Origin of the sequence: Bradyrhizobium sp. cir1 (assembly GCF_014198245.1) — a bacterium.
Lineage (GTDB): Bacteria > Pseudomonadota > Alphaproteobacteria > Rhizobiales > Xanthobacteraceae > Bradyrhizobium.
Genome location: NZ_JACIHE010000009.1, coordinates 21891 through 34420, shown reverse-complemented (window position 1 = coordinate 34420; position 12530 = coordinate 21891). Strand labels below are relative to the sequence as shown.

At 64.0% G+C, this 12530-nt stretch carries 20 protein-coding genes; 8 read left to right on the top strand and 12 right to left on the bottom strand.

Annotation, left to right across the window (positions count from 1 at the left end):
* The first annotated feature begins 88 nt into the window (after window positions 1–88).
* Together GGD63_RS19465 and bfr are read left to right on the top strand one after the other, a co-directional pair.
* Complete coding sequence (locus GGD63_RS19465) at window positions 89–361, top strand: bacterioferritin-associated ferredoxin (RefSeq protein ID WP_183244788.1); 273 nt, start codon at window positions 89–91, stop codon at window positions 359–361.
* Between the two features lie 133 nt (window positions 362–494).
* The gene (gene bfr / locus GGD63_RS19460) at window positions 495–983 is read left to right on the top strand and encodes a bacterioferritin (RefSeq protein WP_183244787.1); all 489 of its coding nucleotides are present in this window, start codon (window positions 495–497) and stop codon (window positions 981–983) included.
* Between the two features lie 189 nt (window positions 984–1172).
* Here the strand turns inward: bfr and GGD63_RS19455 are convergent, their stop codons facing one another.
* From GGD63_RS19455 to GGD63_RS19445, 3 genes are all read right to left on the bottom strand, one after another.
* Window positions 1173–1775: an MSMEG_1061 family FMN-dependent PPOX-type flavoprotein gene (locus GGD63_RS19455; RefSeq protein ID WP_183244786.1), complete on the bottom strand. Its 603-nt coding sequence runs from the start codon at window positions 1773–1775 to the stop codon at window positions 1173–1175.
* 76 nt (window positions 1776–1851) lie between these two features.
* Window positions 1852–2196, bottom strand: coding sequence for a hypothetical protein (locus GGD63_RS19450; protein WP_183244785.1), 345 nt, complete (start codon window positions 2194–2196; stop codon window positions 1852–1854).
* 166 nt (window positions 2197–2362) lie between these two features.
* Complete coding sequence (locus GGD63_RS19445) at window positions 2363–3424, bottom strand: alpha/beta fold hydrolase (RefSeq protein ID WP_183244784.1); 1062 nt, start codon at window positions 3422–3424, stop codon at window positions 2363–2365.
* Between the two features lie 185 nt (window positions 3425–3609).
* Between GGD63_RS19445 and GGD63_RS19440 the strand changes: the two genes are divergently transcribed.
* A complete protein-coding gene (locus tag GGD63_RS19440; protein WP_183244783.1) occupies window positions 3610–3876 on the top strand; it encodes a DUF2277 domain-containing protein in 267 nt (88 codons plus the stop codon).
* 96 nt (window positions 3877–3972) lie between these two features.
* A complete protein-coding gene (locus tag GGD63_RS19435; RefSeq protein WP_183244782.1) occupies window positions 3973–4194 on the top strand; it encodes a hypothetical protein in 222 nt (73 codons plus the stop codon).
* Window positions 4195–4221: 27 nt separating this feature from the next.
* Here the strand turns inward: GGD63_RS19435 and GGD63_RS19430 are convergent, their stop codons facing one another.
* Window positions 4222–4740, bottom strand: a complete 519-nt coding sequence (locus tag GGD63_RS19430) for a collagen-like protein (RefSeq protein WP_183244781.1) — start codon at window positions 4738–4740, stop codon at window positions 4222–4224.
* 159 nt (window positions 4741–4899) lie between these two features.
* On the opposite strand from GGD63_RS19430, the gene GGD63_RS19425 reads away from it, so the two are divergent.
* On the top strand, window positions 4900–5169 hold the full coding sequence (locus GGD63_RS19425; RefSeq protein ID WP_183244780.1) for a hypothetical protein: 270 nt from the start codon (window positions 4900–4902) through the stop codon (window positions 5167–5169).
* Window positions 5170–5190: 21 nt separating this feature from the next.
* Here GGD63_RS19425 and GGD63_RS19420 read toward each other — a convergent pair whose 3' ends face one another.
* Together GGD63_RS19420 and GGD63_RS19415 are read right to left on the bottom strand one after the other, a co-directional pair.
* On the bottom strand, window positions 5191–5436 hold the full coding sequence (locus GGD63_RS19420; RefSeq protein WP_018641007.1) for a helix-turn-helix domain-containing protein: 246 nt from the start codon (window positions 5434–5436) through the stop codon (window positions 5191–5193).
* A 362-nt stretch (window positions 5437–5798) separates the two neighbouring features.
* The gene (locus tag GGD63_RS19415) at window positions 5799–6566 is read right to left on the bottom strand and encodes an SDR family NAD(P)-dependent oxidoreductase (protein ID WP_183244779.1); all 768 of its coding nucleotides are present in this window, start codon (window positions 6564–6566) and stop codon (window positions 5799–5801) included.
* Window positions 6567–6677: 111 nt separating this feature from the next.
* Between GGD63_RS19415 and GGD63_RS19410 the strand changes: the two genes are divergently transcribed.
* Both GGD63_RS19410 and GGD63_RS19405 read left to right on the top strand, forming a co-directional pair.
* Complete coding sequence (locus tag GGD63_RS19410) at window positions 6678–7163, top strand: J domain-containing protein (protein WP_183244778.1); 486 nt, start codon at window positions 6678–6680, stop codon at window positions 7161–7163.
* Window positions 7164–7228: 65 nt separating this feature from the next.
* Window positions 7229–7771, top strand: a complete 543-nt coding sequence (locus tag GGD63_RS19405) for an REP-associated tyrosine transposase (RefSeq protein ID WP_183244777.1) — start codon at window positions 7229–7231, stop codon at window positions 7769–7771.
* 273 nt (window positions 7772–8044) lie between these two features.
* On the opposite strand, the gene GGD63_RS19400 is transcribed toward GGD63_RS19405, so the two are convergent.
* The 3 genes from GGD63_RS19400 to GGD63_RS19390 all read right to left on the bottom strand — a co-directional run bounded on the left by GGD63_RS19400 (window position 8045) and on the right by GGD63_RS19390 (window position 9065).
* Window positions 8045–8242 carry a hypothetical protein gene (locus tag GGD63_RS19400; protein ID WP_183245010.1) on the bottom strand — a complete coding sequence of 66 codons (198 nt, stop codon included), beginning with the start codon at window positions 8240–8242 and terminating at the stop codon, window positions 8045–8047.
* A gap of 33 nt (window positions 8243–8275) precedes the next feature.
* Complete coding sequence (locus GGD63_RS19395) at window positions 8276–8536, bottom strand: hypothetical protein (RefSeq protein ID WP_183244776.1); 261 nt, start codon at window positions 8534–8536, stop codon at window positions 8276–8278.
* A 145-nt stretch (window positions 8537–8681) separates the two neighbouring features.
* Window positions 8682–9065 carry a RidA family protein gene (locus tag GGD63_RS19390; protein WP_183244775.1) on the bottom strand — a complete coding sequence of 128 codons (384 nt, stop codon included), beginning with the start codon at window positions 9063–9065 and terminating at the stop codon, window positions 8682–8684.
* Window positions 9066–9535: 470 nt separating this feature from the next.
* Here GGD63_RS19390 and GGD63_RS19385 point away from each other — a divergent pair, with 470 nt between their 5' ends.
* On the top strand, window positions 9536–9970 hold the full coding sequence (locus tag GGD63_RS19385; RefSeq protein WP_183244774.1) for a hypothetical protein: 435 nt from the start codon (window positions 9536–9538) through the stop codon (window positions 9968–9970).
* A 112-nt stretch (window positions 9971–10082) separates the two neighbouring features.
* On the opposite strand, the gene GGD63_RS19380 is transcribed toward GGD63_RS19385, so the two are convergent.
* The 3 genes from GGD63_RS19380 to GGD63_RS19370 all read right to left on the bottom strand — a co-directional run bounded on the left by GGD63_RS19380 (window position 10083) and on the right by GGD63_RS19370 (window position 12460).
* Window positions 10083–10778: a glutathione S-transferase family protein gene (locus GGD63_RS19380; protein ID WP_183244773.1), complete on the bottom strand. Its 696-nt coding sequence runs from the start codon at window positions 10776–10778 to the stop codon at window positions 10083–10085.
* Window positions 10779–10919: 141 nt separating this feature from the next.
* Entirely contained in the window at window positions 10920–11570 is a 651-nt protein-coding gene (locus tag GGD63_RS19375) for a glutathione S-transferase family protein (RefSeq protein WP_183244772.1), read from the bottom strand.
* Window positions 11571–11905: 335 nt separating this feature from the next.
* Entirely contained in the window at window positions 11906–12460 is a 555-nt protein-coding gene (locus tag GGD63_RS19370) for a mismatch-specific DNA-glycosylase (RefSeq protein WP_183244771.1), read from the bottom strand.
* Window positions 12461–12530 lie beyond the last annotated feature (70 nt).

The following is a 12530-nucleotide window of genomic DNA, read 5'->3' as shown; positions in this document are numbered from 1 at the left end:
ATAGCTTCAAATACCGGTTTTTCCCTTTGCATCCGGCCGGCCCCTTAAATATCGATGATGGCGCATCACCGAAGGGCCTGCCGCTTCCATGATCGTCTGTTCCTGTAACGTGCTGAGCGATAACGATATCCGCGCTGCCGTCGCCGAGTCCGACGACGCCGTGCGTCATGCCAAGCAGGTCTATGGATGCCTCGGCTGCAGCGCCGAATGCGGTCGCTGCGCGCGGACGATCAAGACCATCATCGACGAAGCACTTGGGCCCTGCGCCAAATCCTGCTGTGCCGGCTGTCCGCATACCCACACCGTGGCCGCCAACGACGAGACCGCCGAGCTCGCCGATTTCGCCCTCGCGGCCTGCTGAAAACTTCCGCAACCCCGGCTGAGCTTTTCCCCGGCTGCGTTCCCGTAGCCGGTTGCCCCCAATTGTAAAGTGATTTAGAAGCGTTCTAAACTTAGTTTAGGACCGATTTGGACTGCAACAGCTGGAGTGAACCATGCAGGGTGACCCAAAAGTCATCGACTATCTCAACAAGGCACTGCGTCACGAGCTGACTGCGATCAACCAGTATTGGCTGCACTACCGCTTCCTCGACAATTGGGGCCTCCTCGACATGGCCAAGGTCTGGCGCAAGGAGTCCATCGAGGAGATGGAGCACGCCGACAAGCTGACCGCGCGCATCCTGTTCTTCGACGGCTTCCCGAACATGCAGGTGCTCGATCCGCTGCGCATCGGCCAGAACGTCAAGGAGATCATCGAGTGCGATCTCGCCGCCGAGATGAGCGCGCGGGCGCTCTATCAGGAAGCGGCCACCTACTGCCACAGCGTCAAGGACTACGTCACGCGTGACCTGTTCGAGAAGCTGATGAGCGACGAGGAGCATCACATCGACTTCCTCGAGACCCAGCTCGACCTGATCGGCCGCATCGGCCTCGAGCTCTACACCCAGAAGCACGTCGGCGGGCTCGAGGGCGAGGGGCATTAAGCGAGTACGCTAGCGCTGCCACTCCGTGTTGTCCCGGCGAATGCCGGGACCCATAACCACCGAATTGCGTTACTGCGCGAGCTGGTCACTCCGAATCTTCGCAAGACTATTGCTGCGGAGTCCGCTCCCGGCGACGCTACGCGTTATCGGAATCTGCGCTTGTCCGGGACGACACCGAACGCGCCGCGTCTACAGCTGCGCCTTGTAGCGCTCTTCCGTCATCGCCTGGCTCTCCGGCTCGCCCAGACCGGTCTGCTCGTGAATGACCTCGGTGATGCTCGGCATCACCGAGCGCTGCACCTTGTCCGCCGACCACAGCTTCGAGCGCATCAGCGCCTTGCCGCAGTGGAAATAGACTTCGCTTACCGCAACGTTCAGCACCGCGCGCGGCGGCTTGCCGAATTCCACCATGGAGGCGAGCAGGTCCGGATCGGCCGACAGCGTGCCGCGTCCGCCGACGCGCAGCGTCTCGTCGATGCCGGGGACGAAGAACAACAGGTGCACGAAACCCGAGCCTTCGACGACGTTGCGAAAACTGTCGATCCGATTGTTGCCGGAGCGATCGGGCATCAGCAACTGGTTGGGACCGGCGACGCGGACGAAGCCGATGCCGCCGCCGCGCGGTGAGGCGTCGACGCTCCCGTCGGCGCCCGACGTTGCGAGCACGCAGAACGGCGACATCTCGATGAACTTCTTCGCATGCACATCGATTGCGGGCCGTGCCTTCGCGATCACGCGCGGGGTCGGCTTGGCATAGATGGTGGCGAGGTCTTCGGCGCAAAGATCGGTCAACGGGTGCCTCCGCATCAGTTCGGCGTCAAGCTACCCGATCGAGTTGCCTCCAGCCAATGAAATCCACCACGACGCGCTACACTGCATCGGCGGGCACGAAGCAGCTGATGATGATGGTGCCACGATGGTGGACGTACCAGACCACGGCCTGACCGACCGGATTGCCGCGATCGCGGATGATGGCGCGCTCGGGCACCGCCATCCACTGCCCCTCGATCGGCACCCAATAGGTGCTGCCGCGCACGTCGTATTCGGTGCGATGGCCGTCGGAAATGTCGCAGCAGGGCACGCCGTTCGGCGCGATCACGCTCTTGAACCAGGCGCGGATGTCGGGCGGGACGTGATCATATTGCCCGTTGTCGAACGCGAACGCGGCGCTCGTCAGCGCGGCCAGCCAGACGCACAGTGCGAGCCTGTGCATGCGATCCTCCTCCTCGCGCATCGTTCATTGGCGCGCGACTGTCGCGCGCATCGATTCGTATCGTTGACGCGATTAAGCCCGAGCTGCCGGCGCATTGCATGCTCAAATAATATGCGGCACTGATGCGCCGCATATGATGCATTGCGATATGAGGATTTACGCTGTCCTACATCGTCCGTTGCGGCGCGGTTTGCAGCACTTGCCTGATTTGCTCGCTGTAGAACTTTGCATTGCTGGTGGTGCCGTGGCCGCGCGTCTCGGTGCTGGCGGGGATCAGGTAGAGGCGGCCGTTCTTGATGCGCTTCGTCGCAGCGTCCGTGATGCCGGTCTCGGGCGGGTTGCGCTCGTCGTCGGCGGAATTGATCAGCAGCAGCGAGGCTTCGATCGCCTCCAGCTTTTCGCTCGCATTGTAGTCGTGCGAGGATTCCCACTGATAGACGAAGTCGTTGGTATCCGCCGTGATCGGTGCGGCGAGCCGTTCGTCGACGATCTTGTCGGCCTTCGCTGCCGTCGGCGCCTGCGATTGATAGGCCAACGTGCCGCCGATGCTGGCGATACCGTAGGCCGTGATGGCGTATTTCATCATGTGCGGTTGGGTGGTGTAGTTGCCGCCGTTGTAGTCGGGATCGTTGCGGATGGTGTCGAGCATGATCCGCCGCAGCATCCAGTTGCGCGATGCCATCTCGGTCGGCTGCGAGGCCATCGGAATCAGCGCGTCCATCGCCTTCGGATATTTCTCGCCCCACAGCCAGGTGTGCATGCCGCCCATCGAATTGCCGATGACGAGCCGCAGATGCTTGATGCCGAGGCCTTCCGTCACCAGGCGATACTGCGCCTCGACCATGTCGTCGTAATCGTATTTCGGGAAGCTCGTCTTCATGCCGTCGGACGGCTTTGACGATTTGCCATGGCCGATGCTGTCGGGAAGGATGATGTAGTACTTGGTCGCGTCGAGTGACTGCCCGGCGCCGAACAACTCGCCGGCAAAGGAGGGCGACAGCATGCTCGCGCCCGAGCCGCCCGTTCCATGCAGCACCAGCACGGGCTGGCCGGTTGGCTCGCCGATTGTGGTGTAGTGCAGCTTCAGCTCCGGCATGGTTTCGCCGGTGTGGAACTTGAACTCCCTGGCGATCCAGTCGCCTTGCCTAGGCGCGGGATAATCGGCAGCCATCGCCCACGTCGAAACGGACAGCAGAACGCCCGCCAATGCTGCGCAAGAAGCCTTCATGTCTCTCTCCCCGAGCGGCTCATGGTCGTCGGCCGCGTTGGGCGGAACTTAGCAGAAGTGCAGGGAAGGATGTATGTAGGATTTCGCCTCCGCCGATCGTCCTTATGGAAACCCCGGGAGAGAGAGAGAGAGAGAGAGAGAGAGAGAGAGAGAGAGAGAGAGAGAGAGAGAGAGAGAGAGACCGCATGTGCCGCAACATCAAGACGCTGTTCAACTTCGAGCCGCCGGCGACGGAGGACGAGATCCACGCCAGTGCGCTCCAGTTCGTGCGAAAGCTGTCCGGTTTCAACAAGCCGTCGCAGGCCAATGAGGCCGCCTTCGATCGCGCCGTGGCAGAGGTCTCGGTCGCCGCGCGAAAGCTACTGACCTCGCTGCACACCCATGCTCCCGCGCGCGACCGCGAGGTCGAGGCGGAGAAGGCGAAGGAGCGTTCGCGGTTGCGGTTCGGCTAGAGGCTCCAGGGATCTCTTCCGTGACCTGGCTCACGGTATGGGGCGCCTCGACTTGCAATGATGCCTGCCGGGGTTTTGACAGCCCGGAGCACGACCATGAGCCGCCCCCTTCTTCCCCTGAAAGCAGGTGCCATCATCTTCACGCTGCTATGGACCGCGTGGATGATGTGGTGGAGCGGCTCGTTCTCGAGCGCGAGCGTCGTGATCCTGGCCCTGTGCGGCGCAGCGGTCGGCTATCTCTGGTACCGCGCCATGCGCTGGCAGTTCGAGCGCATGGGCATGCTGCCGCGCCGGGATGATTCCTCCCGGCCATCTTGATTGCTGCGTCCGGGCGCGAGCACGCCGTCAGTTCTTGTTGCCGTGCTTCTTCTTTTTCTTCTTTTTCTTGTGATCGTCGGCTTCGCCGTCGTCGCTCTCGTCATCGGCGATTGGCTCACCGGCCTCCTGAACGGCAGCCTCGATCGCCGCGCGCTCGGCGGCTTCACGCTCGCGCTGGCGGCGGCGCTCGTCCCAGGCGTCGAAGAGCTGGTCGAGCCACGGCAGCACCTGTTCGATCGACGGCAACTGGCCGGGCGGACCTTGCTCGCCACGCGGGCCTTGCGGTCCCGCCGGCCCCTGCGGTCCGACCGGTCCTTGCGCTCCGGCAGTGCCACGCGGGCCGGCCTCGCCCGGCTTGCCTTGCGGCCCGGCCTTGCCCTGGGGGCCTGCCTTTCCGACCGGCCCGGGCTTGCCCTGCGGCCCCGGCTTGCCGCGTGCGCCGTCGGGGCCCCGCTTGCCCGGATGACCCTGCGGTCCCGGCCGTCCCGGTTCGCCCTGCCGCCCACGCGGACCCGGAGGTCCCTGCCGTCCCTGATCGTCTGCCACGCCACTGCTCCCTTGACCGGAAGCAAGCTACTTAGCGGCGTTTGACGACAGCAGCAATTCCGCCCGCGCATCATGCTGCGCTTGATCAACATCAATCGAGGGGGCGAGGCGCCGTGCCATTGAGCTGCGCAGGGCCATGATCATCGCGAGGAGCGATCGATGCGCGCAGCATGGAAAATCTTTTGCCTGTCCGCCGCGATCCTTGCCGCGGCCATCGTCATCGCCCAGCTGCTCGTGCCTGACATCGTGCCGATTGCCTTCGCCGAGGAGCCGCAGCCGGCATGGGCTGTCATGACGGCTTTCGTCCTTCGCGCCATCGAGCTGATGACGGCGGCGGTTGCTGTCATCGCACTTGTGATGCTGGTCGGCATGTGTGCGCGGCGCGGGCTGCGCCGCTTGTCTGGCGGCACGGCCACGCAGGCGGACTGATCGTCCGCACGCAGTTGCGCACTACTCCTGACAGGTCGGCACCTCGATGCCGGAGGCGGCATAGAGCCTGATCTTGTTGCGCAGCGTGCGTACCGACAGGCCGAGCACGCGCGATGCGCGTGTGCGGTTGCCGTCGCAGCGCGCGAGCGTCTGGAGCACGAGCTCGCGCTCGACCTCGTCGACGGTTGCGCCGATCAGCAGTGGAACGATCTGGTTCGGAGCGAGGAATTGTGCGTCCTGCGGCGCCGCGACATGAACAGTGGTCATCAACACACCCCGATCAACGCCCGCTTCCTTCGCTGGAAGCGGATCGAGAACAAACGACCCCCAGGCCGTAGAACCACGGTGGGCGGGTTTGGTTAATGAAAGGTTAATTGCGGGCGATCGCAACCAATTGACCTCAGGAATGCCGCGAAGCGGCCGCGATTGGCAGAAGATGCATGGTGATGCGGACCTATCTCGCGCGACAAACACAGCGCCGTGCCCGCCGCCGCACTCTCCGCTGTCATGCCCCGCGAAGGCGGGGCATCCAGTACGCCGCGGCCTCTCCGTACCCCACAACCGATCTGGAATACTGGATCGTCCGCCTGCGCGGACGATGACACTGAGAAGGTCGTGAGAGCGCCCCCTCACACCGTGCGATACCCGCCGTCCACCATCACGATCGTTCCGGTGACGTAGGCCGACATATCCGAGGCGAGGAAGATCGCGGGGCCCACGATGTCCTCGGGCTTGCCGGTGCGCGCCAGCGGGGTGTGATCGACGAAGGCCTGCACCAGCGCCGGATTCGTCGCGCGGACATGGACGTTGATGTTGGTCTCGATGAAGCCCGGCCCGATCGCATTGACGCGCACGCCTTCCTTGCCGAGCTCGACCGCGAGCGCCTTGGTGAAGCCGAGCACGCCGTGTTTCGAGGTCGTATACGCCGCCGAGCTCGGCGTGCGCAGATGCACGAAGGACTGGATCGAGCCGATATTGACGATGCGGCCTTTGCTCGCGCGCAAGGGCGCGAGGAAGGCCTGCGTCATGTTGAAGACGCCGTTGAGGTTGAGCGAGATGATGTCGTTCCAGTCCTTCGCGACTGTCTCGGTGTCCGCGGTGAAGGCGTTGCGGCGGGTGATGCCGGCATTGTTGACGAGGATCGAGACCTGCCCGACCTTGCCCGCGACCTGTTTTGCGAGTGCAAAGCAATCATCACGTCTGGTCACGTCGAGCGCGAAGCTCTCGGCCTTGCCGCCCGATTTTCGGATCTCCTGGGCCGCCTCCGCGATCGTGTCGGCGTTGACGTCGAGCAACACCACTTGCGCGCCCTCGCGGGCATAGCCGGCCGCGATCGCCCGGCCGATGCCGGAACCGGCGCCCGTGACGACGGCGATGTGGTTTGCGAGCAATGCCATGACAATTTCCTCCCGATTTCTTTTCGAAGTTTCATGAAAGGCTAACTCGAAATTAAGGGGTCGGAAACGGCGGCCTTGGCATACTGATCCCGATTGCTAAACGTTGCGCGCATGATGGAACGGCTTGAATCCTGGAAACTCGGTCTCGAACGCCTGCGGTCGGCACAGCCGGCCGACTGGGCCGAGGCCGGCCGGGTCGTGGCCGAGATCGTGCGGATGAGCACGGATGCCACGCTGCGGCAGGCCGCCGAGCAGGCGCTTCCGGTACTGCGCCAGGCCGTGGTCAATGACGATCACAGCGTCACGCTGGCGGCCCAGCGCCGCCTCGGTGTGGTGCTCGATGTCGTTCATGATCTCGCCGCGCCGCGCTTCGGCCGCCGCAACGCAATGCCGAAGAAGCTTTCCAGCGAGGATCGCGCCCGCAAGATGCTGGGCCTGCCGCTCGCGGTGCAGCTCACCTGCGACGACATCAACCAGGCCTACCGCCGCGCCGCCAAGGGCATGCATCCCGACCACGGCGGCACCGCGCAAGCCTTCATCGACCTCGCCGCCGCGCGCGACGTCCTGATCCATCCCGGCGCGCACAAGGACGCGTAGGGAGCGACACATGTGCTATCCTGTAGCCCGGATGAGCGAAGCGACATCCGGGACAGGTCTAGCCGATGGTTCTCTACCGAAGAAATTTTCTTCCGGGCGGCACCTATTTTTTCACGGTGACGCTTTTCGACCGCCGGTCGAGCCTCCTGATTGAGAACGTCGACGTCCTGCGTGATGCCTTTAGGGTTGTTCGGAAGGAGCGCCCGTTCGAGATCGATGCGATCGTGATCCTTCCGGATCATCTGCATGTCGTCATGAAACTCTCGCTGGATGATGCTGACTTCGCGGGACGGTGGCGCCGGATCAAAGGCCACTTCAGCAGTGCACTGCTTCAGGCCGGTGTCAATCTGGCACGTCATTCCAATGGAGAACTGGCGTTATGGCAGCGGCGCTACTGGGAACACACGATTCGTGACGAAGATGATTTCGCTCGTCATGTCGATTACGTTCACTTCAATCCGGTCAAGCATGGTTACGTTCGAAGCGTCCGCGATTGGGCGCATTCGTCATTTCACCGGTACGTCCGGTTGGGAGTGTTCCCGGAGGATTGGGCGGGCGACGCCGGCGGAAGTGGAGATGCTTTCGGAGAGCGAGCAGAGGGAGACTGACTTTGGATGGGCGGAGGTCCCGGATGTCGCTTCGCTCATCCGGGCTACGGAAGCTGCGCCGATCGCCTCAGCCCTTGTTCACGCAACTCGGATAGGGTGCGGCTTCCCCTGACACGATCGGGCAGAGACGAACGCGAGCGCCAAGGCGAAGATGGCTGCCGTCGTGGTGAGCGTGCGCATCGATTGATCCCGCAGGAACCGTATGGAAACGCGAACGGGCAAGGATGCTAGCATCGCATCCTTGCCCGGCCCTTGTCGTCCGCCGATCGAATCTTACCAGCTGCAGTGGCCGGCCTTCAGCGCATTGTCTTTCATCACGAGCGCATCGAGGAAGGTCGGCACGGTCGCGCTGGCGCGGTGATAGCCGGCCGGCCACGGCGCGGTCGGGATGCTCTCGTCCCAGATCTGGCAGAAGCCGGTGTCCTGCCAGCGGATCCGCCAAAAAGAGCAAGGGCGGATCGCTTCGTGCAACCCGCCCTTTGAATCCGATCTGTCGCGTCAAGCCTAGAGCGTGCAGCGGCGCTCGGCGCGCATCTTGATCTGAACGTCGGAAGCTGCCTGGAAGGTCGGGAGCGGCTTGCTGACGACCTTGTAGGTCGACACGCCCCACTGGAACGGCTTGTACTTCAGGTCCTCGTTCCAGACCTGGCAGATGCCGGTGTTGTCCCAGCGGATCACGTAATAGCCGACTGCCGCCGAGGCGGGCACGGCGAAGACGGAACTAGCGATGCCGGCAACGGCACAGAGGGCGAGAACGCGACGCATGAAATATCTCCTTGTGAGGAAGTGTGATCCGAAAATTCGTGCGGTAAAAGCCGGTCCTTGGCAAGCCGGGGAGGTGCCGTTTCACGGACATGTCAGGCGCTGCAGGGCACTTGGTTTGCCTGCGTGCCCGGCAAGCCACACGTGCTCACTTCGCAAGCGAGGCGACCGCCTCGATTTCTATCAGCATCTTCGGATCGGGCAGCGCGTGCACCACGCATGTGGTGCGCGCGGGGTAGGGCGGCGGGCCGAAGGCGCCGGCATAGAGCGCGTTCATGGCGGCAACGTCCGAGGCGCGGGTCAGGAGCACGTTGACCTTGGCGAGGTCGCGGAAGGTCGCCCCGGCTTCGTCCAGCACGCGGCGGATGTTGACGACGACATTGGCGAACTGCGCCTCGAAGCCGTCGGGCAGCGCGCCATGGGTGTCGAAGCCGGGAATGCCCGAGACGAACAGCAACTCGCCGACGCGCGTCGCAAAGGACAGCGGCGGCGCCTTGACGTGCGGCGGGGCCGCGAAATGCTGGATCGGCATGGCATCACCTCTCAGGGCGTGTCGGGAGCATGAGCGTAGCGGGATGCGGGGGAGTTGCAATCGGCATTGGGAGAGGGGCAAAAACAAAAATGCGAAAACAACCCCATGCACAGTAGAAATCGAACCGAAATCATTGGGCTTTTTTTGATTTCGGGAAGGCCGAATGAATCGCTTGCTCCGTCGGGCAAAACAGGGGCAGAATGGGATGATGCGATCGGCCCGTGCCGCGGCCCCAAACTCCGCCGTCATGCCCCGGCTTGACCGGGGCATCCAGTACGCCGCGGCCTTTCCGAATCTCACTGCCGTCTCGGAGTACTGGATCGCCCGGTCAAGCCGGGCGATGACAGTTGAATGCGTTGTTACATCTCGCGCCTCGCGGCCCCCCATCATGTTGCCGCCGCGATCGATCGGATAGATTGACCGCGTCTGATTCGTTTCCCTCCCTGAAAAATAGCCCTCGGAGACGTTCCATGAAGATCGCATCCATGTTCCGCGCCGCGCTGGTCGCCATTGCCACGCTCGCCGGCCTCTCGACCGCCGCACGGGCCGACGGCGGCACCGTGGTGCTAACGATCTACAAGGCGGGCTGGATCATCGGCGGCTCGGGCGGGAGCGGCGTGCTGAACTTCCACGGCCGCTCCTATGCGCTCTCCACCGGCGGGCTCGACTACGGCCTCGTGTTCGGGGGATCCAAGACCGTGCTGCGCGGCCGCGTCTCCAACATCAACCGTCCCTCCGACGTCGCCGGCGTCTATGGCGCCGCCGGTGCGGGCCTCGCGGTTGGCCGCGGCGCCCGCGCCATCGTGCTCACCAACCAGAAGGGCGCGGTGCTGGAGCTGACCGGCACGCAGGTCGGCCTGATGGCGAATGCGGATCTCAGCGGCCTCGCGATCACGATGCGGTAGGGGAAGGTGCCTCCACATCGTCATTGCGAGGAGCACTTGCGACGAAGCAATCCAGACCGTTGTCGCGGGAAGATTCTGGATTGCTTCGCTACGCTCGCAATGACGGAAAGAGCTACCTTCCACTCACCATCGCATGAATCCGCCCGCAATGCGCGACGAGGTTTTCGTGCGCATCGACGAACGCCTTCAGCGGCGTCGGGATCGGGAAGTAATAGATGTTGGCGACAAAACCGTAGATGCCGGCATCGATACTGGTCGGCGCCGCGCCATGGACGAAGCCTGCGGCCGGAACGATCTCGGCCAGCACCTGCAGATCGGCGAGCCCCCGTGCGTAGGCCCCTTCGGGCGTGTAGCGGCCGATGCCCTGGTAATGATAGCGCTGCGCGTTGTACGCCTTCGCCTTCTCGAACCCTTCGGCGCTCACTTGAGGATGCTGCGCGATAAAACCGTCGCGGAACGCCGGATAGAAGCGCTCGTCCTTCCAGCGTGAGTACGACATCACCCAGTAGAGATCGTCCAGCATGCGCGTGACGAGATGATTGGTGCGGCGCTGCCCGGCTGACAGCGCCGCATCGATGGTCAGGCGATATTTCGCAATCGCATGCGCGATGATGGTCTCGCTGTCGCCGATGGTCTCGCCGTCGTCGACGACATAAGGCAGCTGCCCGCGCGGCGCGGCGGAGGCATCGAAGATGTGCTCGTGCACGAACGGCACGCCCGCGAGCTTGAGGAAGGCGTAGACCTTGAGACCGTAGCCGTTGTTGTCGGCGACGCCGAAGAGTTGTGGGTAGGAGTAGAGGGTCAGCATGGGGCGGCTCCTCCGGGGTGGCGGAGGCAGCATGCAGGGGCGCGGTGGCGGAGGCAATGATGGCCTCGTAGCCCGCATGAGCGAAGCGACATGCGGGAACAGCGGCCCCGGATGTCGCTTCGCTCATCCGGGCTACGGAATCTACGAACGCGAGGCCGCCTGAAACACCGCCAACTGCGCATCGAACGCACGCCTGAACGCCGGCCGCGCTTCGCCGCGGGCGACATAGGCGGCGACGTCAGGGTATTCGTCCAGCAGGCCGGATGTGTTCAGCCGGCGCAGCACCGTCACCATCATGAGATCGCCGGCGCTGAACGCGCCATCGAGCCAGTCGGCGCCGCCAAGGCGGCGGGACAATTCGCCGAGCCTGGTGCGGACGCGATCCTGCAGCATCGGCAGCCGCTCCGCGTACCAGCTTTTGTCGCGCTCGAACAGCATGGCCATGCCGAGCTCGACGATCGGCGGCTCCATCGTGTTCAGTGCGGCAAACATCCACGCGATCGCGCGGCTTCTCGCATTCGCGTCCGTCGGCAGCAGTCCGCCATGGCGCTCGGCGATGTGAAGCACGATCGCGCCGGTTTCGAACAAAGCGAGGTCGCCGTCCTCATAGGTCGGAATCTGCCCGAACGGATTGAGCGCAAGATGCGCCGGCTGCTTCATCGCCGCGAACGAGACGAGGCGAACGTCATAGGGCTGGCCGACCTCCTCCAGCGCCCAGCGCACGCGCATGTCGCGCGCCTGCCCGCGGCCGCGGTCGGGGGAGTTTTCGAAGGCGGTGATGGTGGGAGGCATGGGGAGGCTCCGGGATGGTCGCGGGTTGTGTCCAGAGGACGAACGGCGGGTGCGGATTCCGACAACGACTTCGTAGGGCCTGTAGCCCGCATGAGCGAAGCGACATGCGGGTCAACTGGCGGCCCCGGATATCGCTTCGCTCATCCGGGCTACGAGCTGCCAGCCACTCCACCGGTGTCGTCCTGGCGAAAGCCAGGACCCATACCGCGGAATCTATCGGTTGCAGACGATTGAAGTACCGGACCACCAGTCTTCGCCAAACTTTTCCCTGGGGTAATGGGTCCTGGCTTTCGCCAGGACGACGGCTGAGCTTGGAGCGCTGTCGCCAACCCACCCTACGCAGCGATCCACGCCGCCAACTCCCGCCACGGCTCCAGCGTCCAACTCCCCGACGCAGCACCTGACGGTGAAGGCAGCACGAATATCTCCGGCCAAGTCCCATCCCGCGCCTGCCGCCCCAGCGCAATCCCGCGCGACGGCCTGCCGTAAAACAGGCTCGCCGCCTTCTTACTCGTGAACGCAATTGTCCGCGGCCGGTACGTCTCGATCTTCGCCCTGAACCCCGGCACGTCGATCGTCTCCGCCGCGATCTGGTGATCCATCCCCGCGCCCGTCTTGGAGAGATCGGTGAAGCCGATCCCGAGCTCAATCAGCGCCGCGAACTCGCCCGGCTGATAGCGCCGCGGCGTGATCCCGGCCTCATGGATCGCGCGCCAGAAGCGATTGCCGGGATGGGCGTAGTAGTGCCCGAGCTCAGCCGAGCGCGTCGAGGCGGCGGTGCCGACGAAGACGAGGCGGAGATTGGGACAGAGCTGGTCGGGGAGGCGATGGAGGGGGGTAGGCAAATCTAGTGTCCGCAGAATTGTAGCCCGCATGAGCGCCAGCGACATGCGGGACAACTGTCAATCCCGGATGTCACTTCGCTCATCCGGGCTACGCTTGCTGGGCGCATGCCAGCTT

Bases quoted from the DNA above. Each gene is read 5' to 3' on its own strand.
- GGD63_RS19465 (WP_183244788.1), top strand. From the start codon at position 89: ATGATCGTCTGTTCCTGTAACGTGCTGAGCGATAACGATATCCGCGCT.
- bfr (WP_183244787.1), top strand. From the start codon at position 495: ATGCAGGGTGACCCAAAAGTCATCGACTATCTCAACAAGGCACTGCGT.
- GGD63_RS19450 (WP_183244785.1), bottom strand. From the start codon at position 2,196: ATGCACAGGCTCGCACTGTGCGTCTGGCTGGCCGCGCTGACGAGCGCC.
- GGD63_RS19445 (WP_183244784.1), bottom strand. From the start codon at position 3,424: ATGAAGGCTTCTTGCGCAGCATTGGCGGGCGTTCTGCTGTCCGTTTCG.
- GGD63_RS19440 (WP_183244783.1), top strand. From the start codon at position 3,610: ATGTGCCGCAACATCAAGACGCTGTTCAACTTCGAGCCGCCGGCGACG.
- GGD63_RS19435 (WP_183244782.1), top strand. From the start codon at position 3,973: ATGAGCCGCCCCCTTCTTCCCCTGAAAGCAGGTGCCATCATCTTCACG.
- GGD63_RS19425 (WP_183244780.1), top strand. From the start codon at position 4,900: ATGCGCGCAGCATGGAAAATCTTTTGCCTGTCCGCCGCGATCCTTGCC.
- GGD63_RS19420 (WP_018641007.1), bottom strand. From the start codon at position 5,436: ATGACCACTGTTCATGTCGCGGCGCCGCAGGACGCACAATTCCTCGCT.
- GGD63_RS19415 (WP_183244779.1), bottom strand. From the start codon at position 6,566: ATGGCATTGCTCGCAAACCACATCGCCGTCGTCACGGGCGCCGGTTCC.
- GGD63_RS19410 (WP_183244778.1), top strand. From the start codon at position 6,678: ATGATGGAACGGCTTGAATCCTGGAAACTCGGTCTCGAACGCCTGCGG.
- GGD63_RS19405 (WP_183244777.1), top strand. From the start codon at position 7,229: ATGGTTCTCTACCGAAGAAATTTTCTTCCGGGCGGCACCTATTTTTTC.
- GGD63_RS19395 (WP_183244776.1), bottom strand. From the start codon at position 8,536: ATGCGTCGCGTTCTCGCCCTCTGTGCCGTTGCCGGCATCGCTAGTTCC.
- GGD63_RS19390 (WP_183244775.1), bottom strand. From the start codon at position 9,065: ATGCCGATCCAGCATTTCGCGGCCCCGCCGCACGTCAAGGCGCCGCCG.
- GGD63_RS19385 (WP_183244774.1), top strand. From the start codon at position 9,536: ATGAAGATCGCATCCATGTTCCGCGCCGCGCTGGTCGCCATTGCCACG.
- GGD63_RS19380 (WP_183244773.1), bottom strand. From the start codon at position 10,778: ATGCTGACCCTCTACTCCTACCCACAACTCTTCGGCGTCGCCGACAAC.
- GGD63_RS19375 (WP_183244772.1), bottom strand. From the start codon at position 11,570: ATGCCTCCCACCATCACCGCCTTCGAAAACTCCCCCGACCGCGGCCGC.
- GGD63_RS19370 (WP_183244771.1), bottom strand. From the start codon at position 12,460: ATGTCGCTGGCGCTCATGCGGGCTACAATTCTGCGGACACTAGATTTG.